The following is a 19,632-nucleotide window of genomic DNA, read 5'->3' as shown; positions in this document are numbered from 1 at the left end:
GGTGGATCAGGAGGCGGGGCCGACCTTGATGGTGGTCAGCTTGCCGCCCTGGGTCTCCCGAACGACCTCGATCTTGGTGTTGGTGTTCGGGACGGCCACGCCCAGCTGCGGGATGGCCGGGTCCGAGTAGACCCCGGTGCGGTCGTTGAAGACCGGGATGCCGGGCTTCGCCGGGTACTTGGTCGCCACACCCGCGCTGTGCAGGGTGAAGGCGGAGGTGGGGCTGAGCGAGAAGGTCGCGTCGTGGCTCTGCGCGCGGCCGTTGACCAGCACGCCGCCCTTGAACTTCATCGCCTGCGGACGGGAGTCGATCGGCAGGATCATGCCGCCGCCCAGGTGGTCCTTGGTGTTGTTGTCCAGGAAGCTGGTGTCCCAGAGCCAGATCAACACACCCTCCTGGTACGGGTAGTTGTCGATCACGCCGGCCTTGCCCTCGACACCGCTGTAGCCGAAGTTGTACGGGCCGGTCTTCAGGTACGCGCCGTAGCCGACGTAGCGGCGGTTCTCCACCAGGTACGCCCGCGGGTGCTCCTTGACCGAGTCCTTGCCCTTGAGCGGGGCGAAGCCGTTCAGCACCCAGCCCTGGTCGCCGTTCTCCGCGCCGTCCTCGAGCAGGGTGGCGCCGTCGGCGGTGACCTTGACGGCGTCGACCAGCACGCCCTTGCCGTGCGTGTTGTTGTCCGAGGTGACGTGGAAGCGCAGCTGCACGCTCTTGCCGAGGTAGGCGTCCAGCGGGATGTTCAGCTGCCGCCAGGCGTTCGAAGTGCCGCTCAGACCGGGGGTGTTGGCGGTGGTGTTGCCGATCGGCGCACCGTCCACCGTGCCGCCCAGCGACTTCCAGGTCTTGCCATTGTCGGTGCTGGCCTCGACCGAGAGGAAGTCGTAGTCCTGCTCGATGTCGTACCAGGTGGCCGCCGAGATCGCCGCCGAGGAGGTGCGACCGGTCAGGTCCACCGTCCGGGTCAGCGAGTTGTCGATGGAGTCACCGGTGCCGCTGTACCACTGCGAGCCGCCCTCGAAGGGGTCGGCGAGCGTGGTGGTCTTCTTGGTCGGCGGCAGGTGCACCAGCACGGCCTGGGCCTGGTCGGTGTTGTAGCCGCTGACGCCGAGCGCGTGGCTGGACCGGGTCGCGGCCTGCGCCTCGTCGTAGTTGAGCCAGCCGAACTGCAGCTTGCTCCAGGCGTCCAGGTCGCCCGGGTACTCACCGGTGGTGTTCTTGCCCCGGCCCAGGTACGAGGCGGAGGACATCAGCGACCAGAAGCTGACGCTGTTGTCGCCGCCCGAGGTCGGGTAGAGGTCCGGCAGCCCGAGGTTGTGCCCGAACTCGTGGGAGAACAGGCCGACGCCGCTGTTCTCGCCGCCCTGCACGTAGTCGTAGGCGAAGACGCCGGTGTCGCCGAGCGGCGCACCGCCGATCTTGTTGCCCTGCGGACCGACCTGGCCGGTCGGGTCCGGGAGGGCCCAACTCCGGTGCGCCCACAGCGCGTCGGCGCCCTGGGCGCCGCCGCCCCAGGTCTCGTCGACGCCCGCGTGCACCACGACCAGGTTGTCGATGTAGCCGTCCGGCTCGTCGAAGTTCCCGTCCTTGTCGTAGTCGTAGCGGTCGTGCACGTCGTACTGCTGGATCTCCGCCTTGACCTCGGCGGCGGTCCGGCCCTTGGCCAGCTCGCCGTCGTACCAGGCCTTGGTGGCGTCCCGGATGAACTCCTGCGCCTGGGTCCAGGCACCGTTGCCCTGCGGGCCCTTGTTGCTGCCGTAGCGCGCCTCGTTGTACGGCAGGGTCACCCAGTCGGTGACGGTGCCGTCGAGGTCGTACCGGCCGGAGGACTGGGTGCGGTAGAAGTTCCGCATCGAGTTGGCGCCGGCCCGGTCGTCGAAGAACATCTGCTGGTAGTAGGCACGACTGAAGTCGTTCTTCCAGAAGGTGTGCGTGTCGCTGCCGTCGGGCTGCGGTATCAGGTTGTGCTTCGGCCCCGGCGTGCCCGCGTAGCGCGGAACGCCGTTGTGCAGCGTCGAGTTGTCGACCTGGTCGCCGAACTGCGCCAGGATCACGAAGACCTTGTCCTTGCGCTCCTGGGCGAGCTGGACGTACTCGTTGCCGATCTTGACCTTCTTCGGCGCGGTGCCGGCCGAAGTCTTGGCCAGGGCACCCTGGTTGAGCTGCTCCAGCGCCTTGGTGCGGAGCGCCTGCCGGGTCTTCTCCTGCGGCGCCAGCGGACCCTCGGGGGCCTCCTTGCCCTCCGGGCCCACCAGGGCCTCGGCCGGGGCGTCCTGGGACTGGAGGGCCGGCGACGGCGTGGGGGCGGCGTAAGCGTTGCCGCTCAGCAGGGTGGCGGCTATCGCACTGGTGGTCAGCGCAGCCGTGACGGCTGCGGACAGTCTGCGCAACTGACCGGTCCTTTCCGGACGGGGGTGGTCGGGTGAGCGAGGGTAATATTTCACATGTCATCCATCACATGGAAGACCTGCGGACAACCGGATCCCACCCGTCCGACGCCGGGCAGCCGAACGACCACGGCCCGGCGTCGGGGGCGGACACCGGGCCGTGGGGTATCTCGAAGGTCAGCCCAGCGAGCCGCGCAGGAAGGCGAGTTCGGCCTCGGTGACCAGCTCGTTGACGCCGTTCGGGGTCATGTGGCTGACCGCGGGCAGCGGGAGCACCGAGTGCGGGCGGCCCGCCCTGGTGAGGGCCTGGGAGAGCAGCAGGGTGTGCGAGGGGTGCACGTTGTCGTCGGCCAGCCCGTGGATGAGCAGCAGCGGCCGGGTCAGTGACGGTGCGTCGGGGATCAGGCAGTCGGCGGCGTAGCCCTCCGGGTTGTCCTGCGGGAGGCCGAGGTAGCGCTCGGTGTACGCGGTGTCGTAGAGCCGGAAGTCGGTGGGCGGGGCGCCCGCGCAGGCGGCGTGGAAGACGTCCGGGCGGCGGAGCACCGCGAGGGCGGCGAAGTAGCCGCCGTAGGACCAGCCCCGGACGCCGACCCGGGTCAGGTCGAGGTCGGGGTGGGTGTCGGCCAGCGCGTGCAGGGCGGCGATCTGGTCGTCCAGCGCGACGGTGGAGAACCGGCGGAAGATCGCCCGGCTGAAGGACGGCGAGACGAACGGGGTGCCCCGGTTGTCGGTGGTGACCACGGCGAAGCCCTGGTCGGCCCACCACTGGCGGGCCTGCCAGCGGCGCGGCTCGTTGGCGACGGCCTGGTAGCCGGGGCCGCCGTAGACGTCCAGGAGCACCGGGAGCTGACGGCCCGTGACGTGGCCGCGCGGGTAGACCACGGCGGTCGGCAGGCCCAGTTCGGTGACCCGGGCGAGCTGCGGAGTGACCTGGTGGGGGAGCGCGGCCGCGTGGTCCGGCAGGGCGAACTCGGCGCCCTGGAAGTGCAGTCGGCGCTCGATGCCGGCCGGAGTGGCCGAGGTGAGCAGCAGGGTCTCGCCGGCCGCCACCGCGGAGTGCACGCCGGGGCCCTCGCTGAGCCGGGTGAGCGCGCCGCTGTCCGGGTCGAGCAGGAAGACGTGCTGGTCGGCCGGGTCGTCCTGGCCCGCCTCGATCAGCAGCCGGCCGCGCAGCCGGCCGACCACCCGGCGGACCTGGGTCCGCTCGTCGGTGAGGATCTTGCCGTCCAGCGCGACTCCCCGGGCGTCGCCGCCCGGCGTGTCGGCGGCGGTGAGCAGCCGGCCGTCGTCCAGCCGGGCCGGCGTGCCGGGCAGGTCGTCCACCCAGAACTCGTCCACGGTGCGGGAGAGTTCGCGGGTCCGGCCGGTGGCCGGGTCGGCGCTGAGCAGCAGGACGGTCTGCTGGAGCCGGTCGGCGACGGTGAGCAGCAGCTCGCCGTCGCCCTCCCAGCCGGCCGCGCAGACGTACGGGAACGCGGCGGTGTCCCAGGCCAGCCGGACCCGGCTGCCGTCCAGGCCGAGCACCCAGAGCTGGAGGTCCACGTTGGGGCCGCCCGCCTGCGGGTAGGCGAAGCTCTCGGCGGCCAGTTCGGGGCGGGCCGGGTCGGCGAAGTAGCGCAGCGGCAGGGCGGATTCGTCGATCCGGGCGGCCAGCAGCGCCCGGCCGTCCGGGGACCACCAGTGGCCCCGGGTGCGGCCGAGCTCCTCGGCGGCGGCGAACTCGGCGACACCCCAGACCGCGCCGTCGGCCGGGCTGAGCGGCTCGGCCCGGTCGGTCAGGTGCAGCGCGCCGCCGGTGACGTACGCGACCAGGCTGCCGTCGGCGTTCGGCCGGGGGTCGAAGGCCGGTCCGGCGACCGGGAGTTCGGTGCTGGAGCCGGTGGCCACGGTGGTCCGGAACAGCCGGCCGTCGAGTGCGAAGACGGCGACCGCGAGGTCGGCGGTGGCGGCGAAGGAGCCGATGCCGGGGGCCCAGAGCCGGAGCCGCTCGCGCAGGCGGCGCTCCAGGGTGGGCAGGTCGGCGGGGTCGCCGGTGCGGTGCGGTGCCAGCACGGCGGGGTCGGCGACCAGGTGCTCCTGCCGGGTGGTCAGGTCGAGCAGCCAGAGCCGCTCGACCGGGTCCTCGGAACCGGTGGAGCGCAGGAAGAGCAGCCGGGAACCGTCGGCGGCGAGCGTCACGGCGCGCGGCGCGCCGTAGCTGAAGCGGCCGGTCCGGGCACTCAGGGCGAGGAAGGGGTCGGTGTGGGTCACGGGCCGATGGTTGCCGTGAGCAGGGGATTTCGGCTAGAAGTATGCAGTGTGAAATGTCACACACCATTTGCTTTGCCGGGGAGCGGGAGATCTGCATGAGCATCGAACCACCACGCCAACTGCCGGGTGCGGGTGCCCTGTTCACGCTGGATCCGGCCGTGACGCACCTCAACCACGGCAGCTACGGCGCGGTGCCGCTGCCGGTCCAGCGCGTCCAGGCCCGGCTGCGGGCCGAGCAGGAACAGGACCCGGACGGCTTCTTCCTGGAGCTGCCGGACCGGATCGCCCGGGCCAGGGCCAGGGTGGCCACCGCCCTCGGTGCCCGGCCGGACCGGCTCGCCCTGGTCACCAACGTCACCGAGGGGATCGCGGTGGTGCTGGACTCGCTGCCGCTCGCGGCGGGCGAGGAGATCCTGGTGACCGACCACGGCTACGGCGTGGTGACCAGGGCGGCCGAGCGGCGGGCGGCGGAGTGCGGCGCCCGGGTGCGGACCGTCCGGCTCTCGGTGCACACGCCCGATCAGGAGGCGGTCCGGGCCCGGATCCTGGCGGCGGTGGACGAGCGGACCAAGGTCGCCGTGCTCGACCTGGTCAGCTCGCCGACCGCCCGGCAGATCGCCGACCCGGTGCTGCTGGCCGCGCTGGCCGAGCGCGGCGTGACCACCGTGGTGGACGCCGCGCACGCCCCCGGCATGCTGCCGGTGGACCTGGCCGAGCAGGCCGGCGGCGCCGACTTCTGGATCGGCAACCTGCACAAGTGGGCCTTCGCGCCGAGGGCCACGGCGGTGCTCGCGGTGGACAGTGCCTGGCGCTCCCGGATCCGGCCGCTGATGTTCTCCTGGGAGCACGACCGGGGCTTCCCCGGCCGGGTCGAGTGGCGCGGCACCTGCGACTACACGCCCTGGCTGGCGGCCCCGGCCGGGTTCGGGCTGCTGGAGCAGCTCGGGGTCGAGCGGGTCAGGGCGCACAACGAGACCCTGGCGGCGTACGGGCAGCAGCAGTTGGTGGAGCGGGCCGGGCTGCGGGCGCTGCCTGCGATGCCGGGGCTGGCGATGCGGGCGGTCCGGCTGCCGCCGGGGTGCGCGGAGAGCGAGCACACCGCGAAGGCCCTGATGGTGGGCATCCGGCGGCGGCTGGCCACCCGGGTGGCGATCCGGCCGTGGTCCGGCGGCGGGGTGCTGCGGATCAGCGCGCAGATCTACAACCGGCCGGAGGAGTACCGGGCGCTGGCCGCCGGGATCGGTGAGCTGCTGGAAGGGCGCTGACGGGGCGTCGGGCGGACGGACCGTCAGTCGGCGGCGCGCAGCTCGGCGAGCAGCTCGCCCCGGTCGGCGATCAGCTCGGTGAGGATCCGCCGGGCGGCCCGCATCAGGTCGGCCACGTCTCCGCCGGCCAGGGCGTAGACCACGGTCGAGCCCTCCCGGGAGGCGGTGACCAGACCGGCCCGGCGGAGCTGGGCGAGCTGCTGGGACAGGCTGGACGGCTCGATGTCCAGCGCGACCACCAGGTCACGGACCGGCGTGGGCCCGGCCTGGAGCAGCTCCAGCACCCGGATCCGCACCGGGTGCCCGAGCATCCGGAACAGCTCCGCCTTGGCCTGGTACAGCTGGGGCACCGCGGCCCTCCCCTCTTCCGGATGCCCGTGATCCTCCGCCGGCGGCCGACCGCCGGTCAGAGCTCAAGGGTCGCCTCCAGTCGGCGGAGCTGGTGGCGGGCCATCGCCATGTTGGCCCGGGCCCGGTTGAGCGCGAGGTAGAGGAAGAGCCCGCGCCCGTTCGGCATGGTGAGCGGCCGGATCAGGTGGTACTGGGTGGTGAGGGTGATCAGCATGTCCTCGATCTCGTTGTCGTGCAGGTTGAGCATCTGCATGGTGCGCATCTTGGCCCGCACCAGGTCCGTGTTGCCCGCCGCCGCCACGTTGAGGTCGAGCTCGGCGTTGTCGCCGAGGGTGCCGAGCGCCATTCCGCTGTCGTAGTCGACCAGGGCGACGCCGATCGCGCCGTCGATGGTCATGGCTTCCTTGAGCGAGCTCTCCAGATTGGCCATCGGGATCCTCCAGTCGACGAGGCCCGCGTCGGAGGGCGGGCTCGGTGGGGACGACTGTAGGAAGCACGGCGGTGCCCGCAGGCGATCTGCCCGGAATCGATCGAAGCGGGGCGGGAAGTGACCGTCCGTCAGCGAAATGAAGACTTCTGCAACTGAGGATCTGACCCGAAACGCCACTCCTCGATTACTCCCCACACTGGCCCGGGCGCGTCGGGTCGTCGCCGCGACCCCCGGGCCCGAGGTCGACGGATCGTCATGGCGACAGGTCGACAACCGGGCGACCCGCCCGGCCCGCAATCGGGGCGAAAACGGTGCTGTTGATGTCGGTCCAGACGGGTAATGTCTGGCTGAGATGCTCGATCACCACACCAACCACAGCCGCTGCGCCCCTGGGACGGCCACCGCCGCCCGGGCCCCGCAGCCGCAGGCGTCGCCGTCTGCGCCCCCGTCCCGCCCGGCCGGTCCCCGGCACGGCAGCCAGCAGTCCCACGGGAAGAAGAGGTGACGCCGATGAACAGCGCCATGCCCGAACACCCGGAGACCCCCGGCACCCCCGGCCCCTCCTCCGGCCCCTCCGGCGCCGAGGAGCTCAGCCCCTCCGAGGCCTACGCGGCGTTCCGCCGCCGGGCCAAGGAGCAGGCCACCATCCTCTACGGCTTCCAGCAGCTGTACGACTTCGAGCTGGACGAGTTCCAGCTGGAGGCCTGCCGCGCCCTGGAGGACGGCGAGGGTGTGCTGGTCGCCGCCCCGACCGGCTCCGGCAAGACCATCGTCGGCGAGTTCGCCGTCCACCTGGCCCTGCAGTCCGGCCGCAAGTGCTTCTACACCACGCCGATCAAGGCGCTCTCCAACCAGAAGTTCGGCGACCTGGTGAAGCGCTACGGCGCCGACAAGGTCGGCCTGCTCACCGGGGACAACAGCGTCAACGGCGACGCCCCGGTGGTCGTGATGACCACCGAGGTGCTGCGCAACATGCTCTACGCGGGCTCCTCCGCGCTGAACGGCCTCGGCTACGTGGTGATGGACGAGGTGCACTACCTGGCCGACCGGTTCCGCGGCGCGGTCTGGGAAGAGGTGATCATCCACCTGCCGGAGTCGGTGGTGCTGGCCTCGCTGTCGGCCACCGTCTCCAACGCCGAGGAGTTCGGCGACTGGCTGGACACCGTGCGCGGCGGCACCAAGGTGATCGTCTCCGAGCACCGCCCCGTGCCGCTCTGGCAGCACGTGATGGCGGGCAACCGGATGTACGACCTGTTCGCCAACCCGGACGTGGACGGCCGTCCCAAGAACGCCCCGCGCAACCCGGCCAAGGCGGTCAACCCCGAACTGGTCCGGCTCGCCCGCTCCGAGGGCGACCGCGGCTCGCGCGACGACCGGTTCGGCCGCGGCCGGGGCCGTTCGATGCCGACCGGCCGCCCGAACCGGGTCTGGACGCCCGGCCGGGTCGACGTGATCGAACGCCTCGACGCCGAGGGCCTGCTGCCCGCGATCACGTTCATCTTCAGCCGGGCCGGCTGCGAGGCCGCCGTCCAGCAGTGCCTCAGCTCCGGGCTGCGGCTGAACCGCGACAGCGACCGGGCGACGGTCCGCGCGATCGTCGAGGAGCGCTGCGCCGACATCCCCGACGAGGACCTGCACGTCCTCGGCTACTTCGAGTGGCTGGACGGCCTCGAGCGCGGCATCGCCGCCCACCACGCCGGGATGCTGCCCCGGTTCAAGGAGGTGGTCGAGGAGCTCTTCGTGAAGGGGCTGGTCAAGGCCGTCTTCGCGACCGAGACCCTGGCGCTCGGCATCAACATGCCCGCCCGCTCGGTGGTGATGGAGAAGCTGGTCAAGTGGAACGGCGAGACCCACGCCGACATCACCCCCGGCGAGTACACCCAGCTCACCGGCCGGGCCGGCCGCCGCGGCATCGACATCGAGGGCCACGCCGTGGTGCTCTGGCAGCGCGGCATCGACCCGGAGGCGCTGGCCGGCCTGGCCGGCACCCGGACGTACCCGCTGCGCTCCTCGTTCCGCCCCTCGTACAACATGGCGGTCAACCTGGTCGGCCAGTTCGGGCGGCACCGCTCGCGCGAGCTGCTGGAGACCTCGTTCGCCCAGTTCCAGGCGGACCGCGCGGTGGTCGGCATCGCCCGTCAGGTCCAGAAGAACGAGGACGGCCTCGAGGGCTACCGCGAGTCGATGACCTGTCACCTCGGCGACTTCGACGAGTACATGAACCTCCGTCGGACGCTCAAGGACCGGGAGAACGAGCTCGCCCGCGAAGGCACCGGCCAGCGCCGGGCCGCCGCGATCGAGGCGATCGAGGCGCTCAAGCCGGGCGACGTGATCCACGTGCCGACCGGCAAGTTCGCCGGGCTCGCGCTGGTGCTCGACCCCGGCCTGCCGCCGGTCAGCCGCTCGCCCCGGACAGTCCGTCACCCCGACTACCAGGACGGCCCGCGCCCGGTGGTGCTCACCTCCGAGCGGCAGGTCAAGCGGCTCGCGATGATCGACTTCCCGTACCCGGTGACGGCGGTCGACCGGATGAAGATCCCCAAGTCCTTCAACCCGCGCAGCCCGCAGTCCCGCCGTGACCTGGCGTCAGCCCTGCGCACCAAGGCGGGCCACCTGGAGCCCGAGCGGTTCCGCAAGGGCCGGGCGGCCGCCGCCGACGACCCGGAGATCGCCCGGCTGCGCGCCGAGCTGCGCCAGCACCCCTGCCACGGTTGCGACGAGCGCGAGGACCACGCCCGCTGGTCCGAGCGCTACCACCGCCTGCACCGGGACACCGAGCTGCTGGAGCGCCGGATGCGCTCCCGCACCCACACCATCGCCCGCACCTTCGACCGGGTCTGCGGCCTGCTCACCGACCTCGGCTACCTCAGCGGCGACACCGTTACCGAGGACGGCAAGCGCCTCGGCCGGCTGTACGGCGAGCTCGACCTGCTGGCCTCGGAGTGCATCCGCGAGGGCGTCTGGGCCGAGCTCAGCCCGCCCGAACTCGCCGCCTGTGCCTCGGCGTTGGTCTACGAGTCGCGGCAGTCCGACGACGCGGCCGCCCCCCGGGTGCCGGAGGGCGCGAGCAAGGAGGCGTTCGGCCGGATGATCCGGATCTGGGGCCACCTGGACGCCCTGGAGGAGCAGCACAAGATCAACACCGCCGAGGGCGTCGGCCAGCGCGAGCCCGACCTCGGCTTCGCCTGGGTCGCCTACCGCTGGGCCCTCGGCCACAACCTCGACCAGGTGCTCCGCGACGCCGACCTCCCGGCCGGCGACTTCGTCCGCTGGACCAAGCAGCTGATCGACGTGCTCGGCCAGATCCAGGACGCGGCGGGCGAGGACGCCAAGCTCCGGTCCACCGCCCGGAAGGCCGTGGACTCGCTCCGGCGCGGCATCATCGCGTACAGCTCGGTCGGCTGAGGCAGCCGGTGCACCACCAGGGGCTCGGGGCTCTGCCGTCCCGAGCCCCTGGATAATCACGATCGGCCGGAAGCCCGTTCATGCATGATGACGGGATGAACGGTACCGACCAGCGCTTCCACGTCATCGTGCTGTCGAACTTCGCGAAGGGGTTCGACAAGTACGCCTTCGCCTACGGCAAGGCGGGGATTCCGGAGAGCACCTTTCCCGACCGGTTCCACCTGCTGACCCGTCAGGAGTTGGGCATCGGCGTCGGCAAGGCGCGACGGCTGCTGGAGCGGCTGGCCGTTCCGGGCGATCGACTGCTGGTCCTGGAAACCACGGTGGACCTCGACAAGCTGGTGCCCAACCTGTCGACCGGCCTCGGCACGGAACTGCACGAGGCGCGCATCCGGCTGGCAGCCGTCCACGAACTCGACCAGGCAGGCGACGAGTTCACGCTGCGCCCGACCACCGTCGAGGACGCGATGGCCGCCTCCCTGCACCTGCACGGATCGGCACAGCGCTACGCCGACATCCGGCCGCGCTCGGTTTCGATCCTGCCGGTCGCCTCCGCCTGCCAGGCCCGGTGTTCGTTCTGCTTCTCCGCGGCTTCGATCTCCACCGACCAGGCGCCGGCCCGGGTCCCGTGGGACACGGTCGCCCACTGGCTGGAGCGCGCCCGTACGGCGGGTGCCGAGCGGGCGGTGATCACCGGTGGCGGGGAGCCCACGCTCATACCGTTCGACCAGCAGCTGCGCCTGGTGTCCGCCTGCTCGGCGGCCTTCCCGAAGGTCGTCCTGATCACCAACGGGCACACCCTGGCGAAGGGTCAGCACGCCGACCGGGCCGACCGACTGGCCGCTCTGAGCGCCGCCGGCCTGAGCGTGCTGGCAGTCTCCCGGCACCACCAGGACGACGACGCCAGCGAGCGGCTGATGATGCTGCGCACGCCGGTGAGCTCCGTGATCGACACCTGGCGCGTGGAACGTGACCGCTGGCCGGAGCTGCGGATGAGGCTGATCTGCGTACTCCAGCACGGCGGTGTGGCCGACGCGGCCGGCGTCGCCGACTACCTGTCATGGGCCGCCGCTCTCGGCGTCGAGGAAGTCTGCTTCAAGGAGCTCTACGTCTCCACCAGCACCGAGTCGCTCTACTTCGACCGCGCCGCCAACGTGTGGAGCCGGGACCACCAGGTCTCGCTGTCCGTCGTCACCCGGTTCGCCGAGCAGCACGGCTTCGAACTGGCGAGCCGCCTGCCCTGGGGCGCGCCGGTCTACCACGGCAGCTGGAACGGCCGCCCGATCCGGATCGCCGCCTACACCGAGCCCAGCCTGCTCTGGGAACGCACCAACGGGATCGCCCGCAGCTGGAACGTCCTGGCCGACGGACGCTGCTACGCCTCCCTGGAAGACCGGGCCAGCGAGATCGTGCCGGCAGGTGCAGCGGTATGAGGTTCGACGAGTTCCAGGAATTCCGGCAGCGGCAACTCAGTACTTCCCCGTCCCTTCTGGATGCTGCCGAGACCAACGTGTACCGGGCGCTCGCCCCGCTGCGGCCGGAGCAGCCGGCCGACACGGGCACGGTGTACCGGTGCGATCTCGCGCGTGCCTGGCTGCGGCGGTTCGAGCTGCCGGAGGAGTGGTCCCGCCGGGCCATGGTCAGCCGAGGGGTCCGGCACGGGCTCGGGGTGGTGTTCCACTGGCTGCACTCCGTGCAGGCGCGGTTGTGGCTGCCCAGCGACGTGTACCCGGTCTACTTCGACCTGGCCCGCGCGGCCGGCCTGGCGCCCGCGTCCTACCCGACGCTGCCGACGCCGGCCCTGCCGAGCTCACCGGCGGACGACCGGCCCGAGTACCTGCTGCTGGCCAACCCCAGCAAGCCGCTCGGCCGATACCTCTCCGATGCCGAGTGCGCCGCGCTGATCGCGTGGCTGCAGGAATCACCGCACCGTCACCTGCTGATCGACTGCGTCTACGACCTGGGAGCCCCGTTCGCCGCCGGCACCCGGCGACTGCTGGACACCGGGCGCGCGGTCCTGCTGCACTCGGTCACCAAGGGCTGGCTGTGGCCACGCACGTTCGGCGTGGTCCTGCTGGGCCCGGCGCAGGCCGACCTGGCCGAAGCGTTCCGCGCGGATCCGCCGACGCAGGCCCAACTGAGGCTCGCCGACCGCCTGCTGACCGAGCATGCTGACCTGCCCCGGCAGGTCGCCGACCAACTGGCCGCCCGGGCTGAGCAGTTGTTCGAACGGTTGTCGGACGAGGTGCTCGGGGCAGTTCCGACGGCGAGCCGGACCTGCCCCGGCAACTACTTCTTCCCGGTGGACATCCCGGCGGAGACGCTCCGATGCGAGTACGGCGTACTCGCCATACCGGCGGGCGTGTTCGGGGAGAGCAACTGGTCCGGCTCCGTCCTGACCAGCCTTGCCGAGGCTTTCGGCACCTGAGCAAGGCCATCGTCGAACAGCATTACAATCACGATCTTCTGACGAAGCATCTGACGGGGGATTGTCATGCAGTTCACGCATCGGGCGTCGGCCTTCGCAGCGGCAGTGCTCGCGCTGCCGCTGCTGGCGGGCTGCGCCGGCGGCGACACAGCCGGGACGGCCGGGGCCGTGCCGCCGAGCAGCGGGACACCGGTGGGCCGGAACGCGGCCGACGTGAGCACCGGCGACTCGACGTTCCGTGGCAAGGACCTGGTGATCAGCGCCGGCTGCACCGTGCCCGCCTCCCGGCCCGCCACGGTGTGGATCCAGGGGTTCGACCCGTCCACCTGGAAGAAGGTGGCCTCGGTGGAGTTCACCCTGCCCGCGCAGGTGGTGATCGACAAGCGGGACCACGAGGAGCTGAGCGCCCTCTACTCGCTGTGCGCGAACGACCTGCCGCACGAGGAACCGGCCGGCGGAACCGCCACCTCGGACGCGGCGTTCGGCCCGCGGGTCCGGCAACTCTTCGACCGCGACTTCACCAAGCTCGCGGTCGTCACCGCCGACGACCGGACCGGCGCGCGCCACGTCGGATACGTCGACCGCGCGGGCAAGTTCACCGACCTCACCGGGGACGGCAACGGCTTCGCCACCACCCCGAAGGAACAGGACGCCCTGTTCGCCCCCGACGGCGGGAGCGTCTGGTTCACCCACCTCGACGCCGCCCGCCAGCAGCACATCGCCAGCCGCTCGACCTCCGGCAGCCACGAGATCACCGAGCAGTGGGCCGGCGAGCCGCCCGCCACCCTCGACAACATCCTGGTGCTCGGCGGCTCGCCGCTGCGCGGCCTGGTCGGCCCGAATCCGCGGTTCAGCCCCGACGGCAAGCGGGTCGCCGGCTTCGTCCACGGGCACGGCGACAGCGTCACGCCCGTCACCGCGAGCGGGCCGTTGGCGACCACGGGCGCCCTCCCCATCCCCGACTCCGAATGCCGGCCGTCCGGCTGGGTCGACAACCACACCCTGCTCTGCGCGTACAGCCAGGCCGGCCCGCCTCCCCGGCACCTCAACAACTTCTGGACCGTCGACATCGACCGGCTGCGCTCCGACAGCTCGCGCAAGACCACGGACGGCGCGGGCCCCGACCTGCTCCCGGTGACCGACCGGGTGAACCTCCCCCTCGCCGTCTCACCGGACGGCAAGCGCCTGCTCTTCCGATCCGTCCAGGCCAAGGTCGAGCAGCCGTACGTCACCACCCTCACCCCCGGGGCCCAGCCCGAGCAGATCAGCGGTCAGGACGCCGCCACCGCACTCGGCTACGGCGACGTCGTCCTCGAGTGGCGTTGACGCCATGAGGCTGCGCTCTCAGTGGGCTGCGGCGAGGGTGTCGAGGAGGCGGGTGAGGGAGGTGCCGAGGCCCCAGCGTTCCGACAGCGCTTCGAGCGTCATGGGGTCGAGGGGTTCGCGGGGCAGCGTCAGGTCGAGCTCGGGGACCGGGACGTCGGTGGCGACCCGGACCACGGTGGGGGCGACGTCGAGGTAGGCGGCGCCTTCGAGGAGGTTCTTGCGGCGGGCCGGGGTGAGCTTGGAGAGCGGGTCGGCGGCCGCGGCGCGGATGCCGGCCAGGTCGCCGTACTCGTGGATGAGCTGGGCGGCGGTCTTCTCGCCGATGCCCTTGACGCCGGGCAGGCCGTCGCTCGGGTCGCCGCGGAGGGCGGCCATGTCGGCGTACTGGGAGCCGGTGACGCCGTACTTCTCGCGCAGGGCGGCCTCGTCGATGACCTGGGCCTGGCCGACGCCCTTGACCGGGTAGAGCACGGTGATCCGCCGGGCGTCGTCGACCAGTTGGAACAGGTCCCGGTCCCCGGTGACGATCTGCACCGGGCCGGTGGCCCGGGTGGTCAGGGTGCCGATCACGTCGTCCGCCTCGTAGCCGGGCGAGCCGATCCGGGCCAGGCCGAGTGCGTCCAGCACCTGCTCGATCACCGGCACCTGCGGCGACAGCGTGTCCGGGATCTCCTCCTCGCCCTCGAACGAGGGCTCCGCGGCCAGCCGGTGGGTCTTGTAGGTGGGGATCAGGTCCACCCGCCACTGCGGGCGCCAGTCGGCGTCCATGCAGGCGACCAGCTGGTCGGGGCGGTGGTCCTGGACCAGCCGGGTGATGAAGTCCAGCAGGCCGCGCACGGCGTTCACCGGCTGCCCGTCGGGGGACTTCAACGAATCCGGCACGCCGAAGTAGGCACGGAAGTAGAGGCTCGCCGAGTCGAGCAGCATCAGCCTGGGTGCGGTCATGACCCCGATCATGCCGCACCCGGCTGACGGATCCTCAGCGGCACGGCAGGTTCAGTGCGGGTGCGGGCCGCTCCGGTGCACCGGGCCGTGCGAGTCGCCGCAGTGCTCCGCCCCGCTCGCCTCGCCCGCCTCCACCGCCGAACGCCCTATCGCCAGCAGCTCCTGCCCGAGCTCCTCGCCGACGTGGTCGACCTGGAGGGTGGCGTGGGTGATCCGGTACTCGTCCCGCAGGGTGCGCTGGAGGTTGCGCCTGACGGCGTGGCAGTCGCCGCCGGGGGCCACCAGGATGTGCGCGGAGAGCGCGGGCTGACCGGAGGTGATCTCCCAGATGTGCAGGTCGTGGATCTCCTCGACCTCGGAGGAGTCGATCAGCCGGTCGGCCACCGAGTCCGGGTCGATCCCGGCCGGCGCGGCCTCCAGGAAGATCCGCCCGGAGTCCCGGACCAGCCCGGTCCCCGCCTTCAGCATCAGCGCGACCACGATCAGCGAGGCGATCGCGTCCGCCCGGCCGAAACCGGTGGTCACGATGATCAGACCGGCCACCGCGGTGGCGATGAACGCGTACAGGTCGGTCAGCACGTGCTGGAAGGCACCTTCGACGTTCAGCGAACTGCGGTTGGCCTTCGACATGCACCAGGCCGCCCCGATGTTCACCACGACCCCGACCAGCGCGGTCACCAGCACCAGCGAACCGGTCACCTCCGGCGGGTCGAACAGCCGGGTGACCGCCTCGTACCCGAGCCAGGCGGCGAGCAGCAGCAGGGTGATCCCGTTCGCCTGCGCGGAGAGGATCTCGGCCCGCTTCAGCCCGTACGTGTAACCGCCGCGCGCCGGACGCCGGGAGAGCCGCATCGCGATCAGCGCCAGCACGATCGAGGCCGCGTCGGTCAGCATGTGCGCGGCGTCCGAGATCAGCGCGAGCGACTCGGCGGCGAAACCGACCACCACCTCGCCGGCCATGAAGACCACGATCAGGGTCAGCGCGCTGAGCAGCCACTTGCGGTCCGCGTCGGCGGAGATGCTGTGCGAGTGGCCGGCGTGGCCGCCTGATCCGCCGTGGTCGTGGTCGTGCTCGTGGTTCGACATCGAGATCCTCTCCCCGAACGCGCAGGAACCAGGGCGCAGCCGCCCCGCACCGGAAGTGAACCGCAGATCGGAAGAAGATCCAAAGGCTGCACTGGTGACCGTTGTCGTTCCCGTCGGACACCCTCCGCTACGCCTCCCCGGGCGTTCATCAACCGGTCGGCCGCCTCCGCTAGGGTCACGCCCGCCACCGGGTGAAACAGGGGAGCGGACGTGTCGGATCATCAGGAGCGGGTACCGCTGCTCACCATTGCCAAGGAGTGGGGCCGGATCGGCTGCACCGGCTTCGGCGGCCCGCCCGCCCACATCCTGCTGCTCCGCCGGCTCTGCGTGGAGCGACGCGGCTGGCTGCGCCCGGACGAGTTCGAGGACGGCATCGCCGCCACCAACCTGCTGCCGGGCCCGGCCTCCACCCAGCTGGCGATCTTCACCGCCTGGCGGCTGCGCGGCACCCCCGGGGCCCTGGTCGGCGGCGCCTGCTTCATCCTCCCCGGCCTCGCCCTGATCCTGGCGCTGGCCGCCCTCTTCCTGGCGGGCGACCCACCGTCCTGGGTGCTCGGCGCGGCCGCCGGAGCGGGCGCGGCGGTGCCCGCCGTGGCGGTCCAGGCCGCCGCCGCCCTGGTACCCGGCAGCCTGGCCCGGGCCGGTACCACCCGCGCGGGCCGGGCCCGCTGGGCCGGGTACGCACTTTGCGGCGCGGCCGCCGCGATGCTCACCGGCCCCTGGCTGGTCCTGGTCCTGCTGGCCGCCGGTCTGACCGAAGTCACCGTCCGGGGCCGCCGGTTGACGCTGCCCCTGCTGCTCGGCGCACTGCCCGCCACCGGCGGCCTCGGCGCCCTGGCCTGGGTCGCCCTCAAGGTGGGGGCGCTCTCGTACGGCGGTGGCTTCGTGATCATCCCGCTGATGCGGTACGACGCGGTCGAGCGCTACCACTGGATGACGGACGGTCAGTTCCTGAACGCCGTCGCCCTCGGCCAGATCACCCCCGGACCGGTCGTCCAGACCATCGCGGTGGTCGGCTACGCGGCCGCCGGACTGACGGGCGGTCTGCTGGCGGCGCTGGTGGCCTTCGCGCCGTCGTTCCTGTTCGTGCTCTTCGGCGCCTCCCACTTCGACCGCCTGCGGGCCGACCGCCGCGTCCAGGACTTCCTGACCGGCGCAGGCCCGGCCGTCACCGGAGCCATCGCCGGCTCGGCCGTACCCCTCGCGCTCGGCCTGCAACTCCCTTGGCAGTACGTGCTGCTGGCCCTCGCCCTGCTCTGGCTGCTGGCCGCCCGCCGCTCCGTGGTCACCTGCCTGCTGCTCGCCGCAGTGGCCGGAGCATTCATGTGACCTTCGGAAGGCAGGGGCTCGGGGAACTGCGACGCCGACCTCGGAAAAGGTGATCCGTGCGTAAATGGCCAGGCACTTTCGCAGTGACCCGCACGCCGGATCTCCTCGCAGTTCCCCGAGCCCCTGACCGTAGATGGCTCAGCTCAGACGACAGCCGGCACCCGCGCGGCCTCGACCAGAGCCTGCATCACCCGAAGGTCCGCCCCCTGCTCCGGGTGCCACTGGACGCCCAGGACGAAGCCGGCACCCTCGACCGCCTCGACGGTGCCGTCCTCGGCCAGGGCGCTGACCACCAGCCCCTCGCCGAGCCGGTCGACCGCCTGGTGGTGCGCGGTCGGAACCTCGATCTCCAGCTCGGGGAGCAGCTCCGCGAGCCTGGTGCCGGCCAGTGGCCGGACCGGGTGGGAGCCGTAGCGGTTGGCGGCGGGCAGGTGGCACTCGCCACCCTCCAGGTGCTGGACGAGGGTGCCCCCGCAGACCACGTTGAGCAGCTGCATCCCTCGGCAGATGCCGAGCAGCGGCAGGCCGGAGGCCAGGGCGGCCCGGAGCAGCGCGGCCTCCCAGAGGTCCCGCTCGGGTGCGGTGGCCCGGGTCTTAGGGTGCGGCCGGGCGCCGTACAGGGCGGGGTTCACGTCGGGGCCGCCGGAGATCACCAGGCCGTCCAGCCGGGCCAGCAGGCCGGGCGCGGTCTCGGGGGAGTCCGGCGGCAGCAGGACGGCGGTGCCACCGGCGCGCTGCACCAGTTGTGGGTACCGCTCGGGGAGCAGCACGGCCCGTTGGGCGTCCCAGGGCCCCCACGTCGCGTCGTTGACGTAGGTGCTGACTCCGATCAAGGGTCTGTTGGTCATGGCCCGGATTCTGCACCGTCGGAACCGGTGGCCGTGGCCGATTCGCCGTCAGGTCGCCCGGTCGCCCGAGGTTCCGTCAGGTCGTCCGAGCGGGTCCGGCAGGTTTCTTACCGGAATCTCATCGGGAAACGGCCGGAACAGGGGTCGAACTGATACCGCGTTTATCTTCGGGCGCTTAGATTCGGTGACGTGAGCGAGCAGATTCCCGCCGGGTGGTACCCGGACCCGCAGGACACCACGACCGACCCCCGGCCGCAGCGCTGGTGGGACGGCCAGGGCTGGACGGCCAGCACCCGGCCTGCCCCGGCGGACAGCCCCGAGGGGCCGAAGGTGCTGGAGGGCGAGGTGCTGGAGAGCGGGCCGACGGTCCGCTACCCGGAGCCGCCCCCGCTCGCGCCGCCGGCCGACGCCGCGCCCGTCCGCCGGAAGCTCCCCAAGCCGGTGCTGGCGGCCGCTGCCGTGGCCGCGCTGGCGGGCCTGCTGGTCGGTTCCGGCGTCACCTACCTGGCGATGGACGGCCGGTCCGACCGGCACACGGTGCAGAAGGTCCGTCCGGAGGCACGACCCGGCGGTGACAGCGCCGAAGGCGGCGGCGGTGGTGCCTCGAAGGCGCCCGAGGCCCCCGGCGGCAAGGGCCGGAACTCCGGCCTCGCGGTCGACGCGGTCAACCGGATCAGCCTGTCGATCCCGACCGGCTGGACCGGCGGCACCACCAAGGCCGGGTACGCCGGGCTGAGCATCGGCTCGTACACCTGCGCCTCCGGCAGCGGCGAGTGCTCGCTGGGTGGTGTGTCGACCGGTCAGCTCAAGGGGACCGACGTCAAGCAGGCCGCCGAGCAGGACATCACCACGGCGGCCGAGGAGTCGTACGGCAAGATCAAGTCGCACGAGCAGCTGAAGTCCGAGCCGATTGCGATCGACGGCCGGGACGGCTACCTGATCCGCTGGAAGGTGGACGCGCCCGAGGGCAACGACGGCTACGTGCAGACGGTGGTCTTCCCGACCGCCGACGGCAAGGCGCTGGCCTCGGTGCACCTGGGCTTCGACATCGACGACAAGGCGCCCAAGCTGACCCAGATGGACAAGATCGTGGAGAGCATCAAGGCCTTCACCGGCCAGCTCGGCGAGGGCGGCGGCACCCGAGCCTGACGCACCGTCAGCGATGTGGCCCCCACCCTCAGGTGGGGGCCACATGTGCCGTCACTTCGTGATGTTTCCGTTGATCGTGCCGGCCATGATGGTAGTGCCGTGCTGCCCGCCCGAGATGGTGTTGATCCTCACGTTGATCTGCTGCGGCTGCCCCTCGGTGAGCAGCTGCCGCAGCATGGCCTCGAGCTCCGGGTTCTCGCGCAGCGCCCGCCGCACCCAGACCCTGGCCGCCGCGTCGTCGCCGTCCGCCTCGACCTCCTCGCGGATGGTCTCCAGCTCGGCCGTCACGTCCGCTTCCCGGTCCCGCCCGAACAGCGCGGCCACCCGGCCCCGCAGCGTCTGCCAGGCGCTCGTCGTCATCGCCCCGACCAGCGACGTGGTCGCCGCCGTCACCAGCTCAGCATCCATGAACCCTGCCCCCTAACGGTATTTGAG

At 71.9% G+C, this 19,632-nt stretch carries 15 protein-coding genes; 7 read left to right on the top strand and 8 right to left on the bottom strand.

The genetic code is table 11. The features are described 5' to 3' along the window. Positions 1–6: 6 nt before the first annotated feature. Both F4556_RS04820 and F4556_RS04815 read right to left on the bottom strand, forming a co-directional pair. Positions 7–2,388, bottom strand: a complete 2,382-nt coding sequence (locus F4556_RS04820) for an immune inhibitor A domain-containing protein (RefSeq protein ID WP_184911885.1) — start codon at positions 2,386–2,388, stop codon at positions 7–9. Positions 2,389–2,562: 174 nt separating this feature from the next. Continuing rightward, positions 2,563–4,635 (bottom strand): S9 family peptidase, encoded by a 2,073-nt coding sequence (locus tag F4556_RS04815; RefSeq protein ID WP_184911884.1) that lies wholly within the window; start codon positions 4,633–4,635, stop codon positions 2,563–2,565. A 95-nt stretch (positions 4,636–4,730) separates the two neighbouring features. On the opposite strand from F4556_RS04815, the gene F4556_RS04810 reads away from it, so the two are divergent. Continuing rightward, entirely contained in the window at positions 4,731–5,900 is a 1,170-nt protein-coding gene (locus F4556_RS04810) for an aminotransferase class V-fold PLP-dependent enzyme (RefSeq protein ID WP_184911882.1), read from the top strand. Positions 5,901–5,923: 23 nt separating this feature from the next. On the opposite strand, the gene F4556_RS04805 is transcribed toward F4556_RS04810, so the two are convergent. Next, on the bottom strand, positions 5,924–6,250 hold the full coding sequence (locus F4556_RS04805) for an ArsR/SmtB family transcription factor (protein WP_313068149.1): 327 nt from the start codon (positions 6,248–6,250) through the stop codon (positions 5,924–5,926). A 56-nt stretch (positions 6,251–6,306) separates the two neighbouring features. Continuing rightward, positions 6,307–6,681 (bottom strand): hypothetical protein, encoded by a 375-nt coding sequence (locus F4556_RS04800; protein WP_184911880.1) that lies wholly within the window; start codon positions 6,679–6,681, stop codon positions 6,307–6,309. A gap of 522 nt (positions 6,682–7,203) precedes the next feature. On the opposite strand from F4556_RS04800, the gene F4556_RS04795 reads away from it, so the two are divergent. The 4 genes from F4556_RS04795 (at position 7,204) to F4556_RS04780 (ending at position 13,840) form a co-directional block, all read left to right on the top strand. Continuing rightward, positions 7,204–10,086, top strand: a complete 2,883-nt coding sequence (locus F4556_RS04795) for a DEAD/DEAH box helicase (RefSeq protein WP_184924283.1) — start codon at positions 7,204–7,206, stop codon at positions 10,084–10,086. A gap of 95 nt (positions 10,087–10,181) precedes the next feature. Further along, positions 10,182–11,519 carry a radical SAM protein gene (locus F4556_RS04790; protein WP_246510967.1) on the top strand — a complete coding sequence of 446 codons (1,338 nt, stop codon included), beginning with the start codon at positions 10,182–10,184 and terminating at the stop codon, positions 11,517–11,519. Beyond that, entirely contained in the window at positions 11,516–12,514 is a 999-nt protein-coding gene (locus F4556_RS04785; protein WP_184911876.1) for an aminotransferase class I/II-fold pyridoxal phosphate-dependent enzyme, read from the top strand. The genes F4556_RS04790 and F4556_RS04785 overlap by 4 nt, the downstream gene beginning before the upstream one ends. Before the next feature lie 66 nt (positions 12,515–12,580). Then, complete coding sequence (locus tag F4556_RS04780; protein ID WP_184911874.1) at positions 12,581–13,840, top strand: hypothetical protein; 1,260 nt, start codon at positions 12,581–12,583, stop codon at positions 13,838–13,840. Positions 13,841–13,858: 18 nt separating this feature from the next. Here the strand turns inward: F4556_RS04780 and F4556_RS04775 are convergent, their stop codons facing one another. After that, positions 13,859–14,767, bottom strand: coding sequence for a 5'-3' exonuclease (locus tag F4556_RS04775; protein WP_184924281.1), 909 nt, complete (start codon positions 14,765–14,767; stop codon positions 13,859–13,861). A gap of 69 nt (positions 14,768–14,836) precedes the next feature. Continuing rightward, positions 14,837–15,871 (bottom strand): cation diffusion facilitator family transporter, encoded by a 1,035-nt coding sequence (locus F4556_RS04770; protein WP_184911873.1) that lies wholly within the window; start codon positions 15,869–15,871, stop codon positions 14,837–14,839. 210 nt (positions 15,872–16,081) lie between these two features. Between F4556_RS04770 and chrA the strand changes: the two genes are divergently transcribed. Next, positions 16,082–17,200, top strand: coding sequence for a chromate efflux transporter (gene chrA, locus F4556_RS04765; RefSeq protein ID WP_184911871.1), 1,119 nt, complete (start codon positions 16,082–16,084; stop codon positions 17,198–17,200). Positions 17,201–17,343: 143 nt separating this feature from the next. Here the strand turns inward: chrA and F4556_RS04760 are convergent, their stop codons facing one another. Then, on the bottom strand, positions 17,344–18,048 hold the full coding sequence (locus F4556_RS04760) for a gamma-glutamyl-gamma-aminobutyrate hydrolase family protein (RefSeq protein WP_184911870.1): 705 nt from the start codon (positions 18,046–18,048) through the stop codon (positions 17,344–17,346). A gap of 189 nt (positions 18,049–18,237) precedes the next feature. On the opposite strand from F4556_RS04760, the gene F4556_RS04755 reads away from it, so the two are divergent. Next, entirely contained in the window at positions 18,238–19,197 is a 960-nt protein-coding gene (locus tag F4556_RS04755) for a DUF2510 domain-containing protein (RefSeq protein ID WP_184911868.1), read from the top strand. A gap of 51 nt (positions 19,198–19,248) precedes the next feature. Here the strand turns inward: F4556_RS04755 and F4556_RS04750 are convergent, their stop codons facing one another. After that, positions 19,249–19,605: a hypothetical protein gene (locus F4556_RS04750; RefSeq protein ID WP_184911866.1), complete on the bottom strand. Its 357-nt coding sequence runs from the start codon at positions 19,603–19,605 to the stop codon at positions 19,249–19,251. Between the last annotated feature and the right edge of the window lie 27 nt (positions 19,606–19,632).

The organism is Kitasatospora gansuensis (assembly GCF_014203705.1).
GTDB classification, from domain to species: Bacteria; Actinomycetota; Actinomycetes; order Streptomycetales; family Streptomycetaceae; genus Kitasatospora; species Kitasatospora gansuensis.
This window is presented reverse-complemented; position numbering and strand designations above follow the sequence as displayed.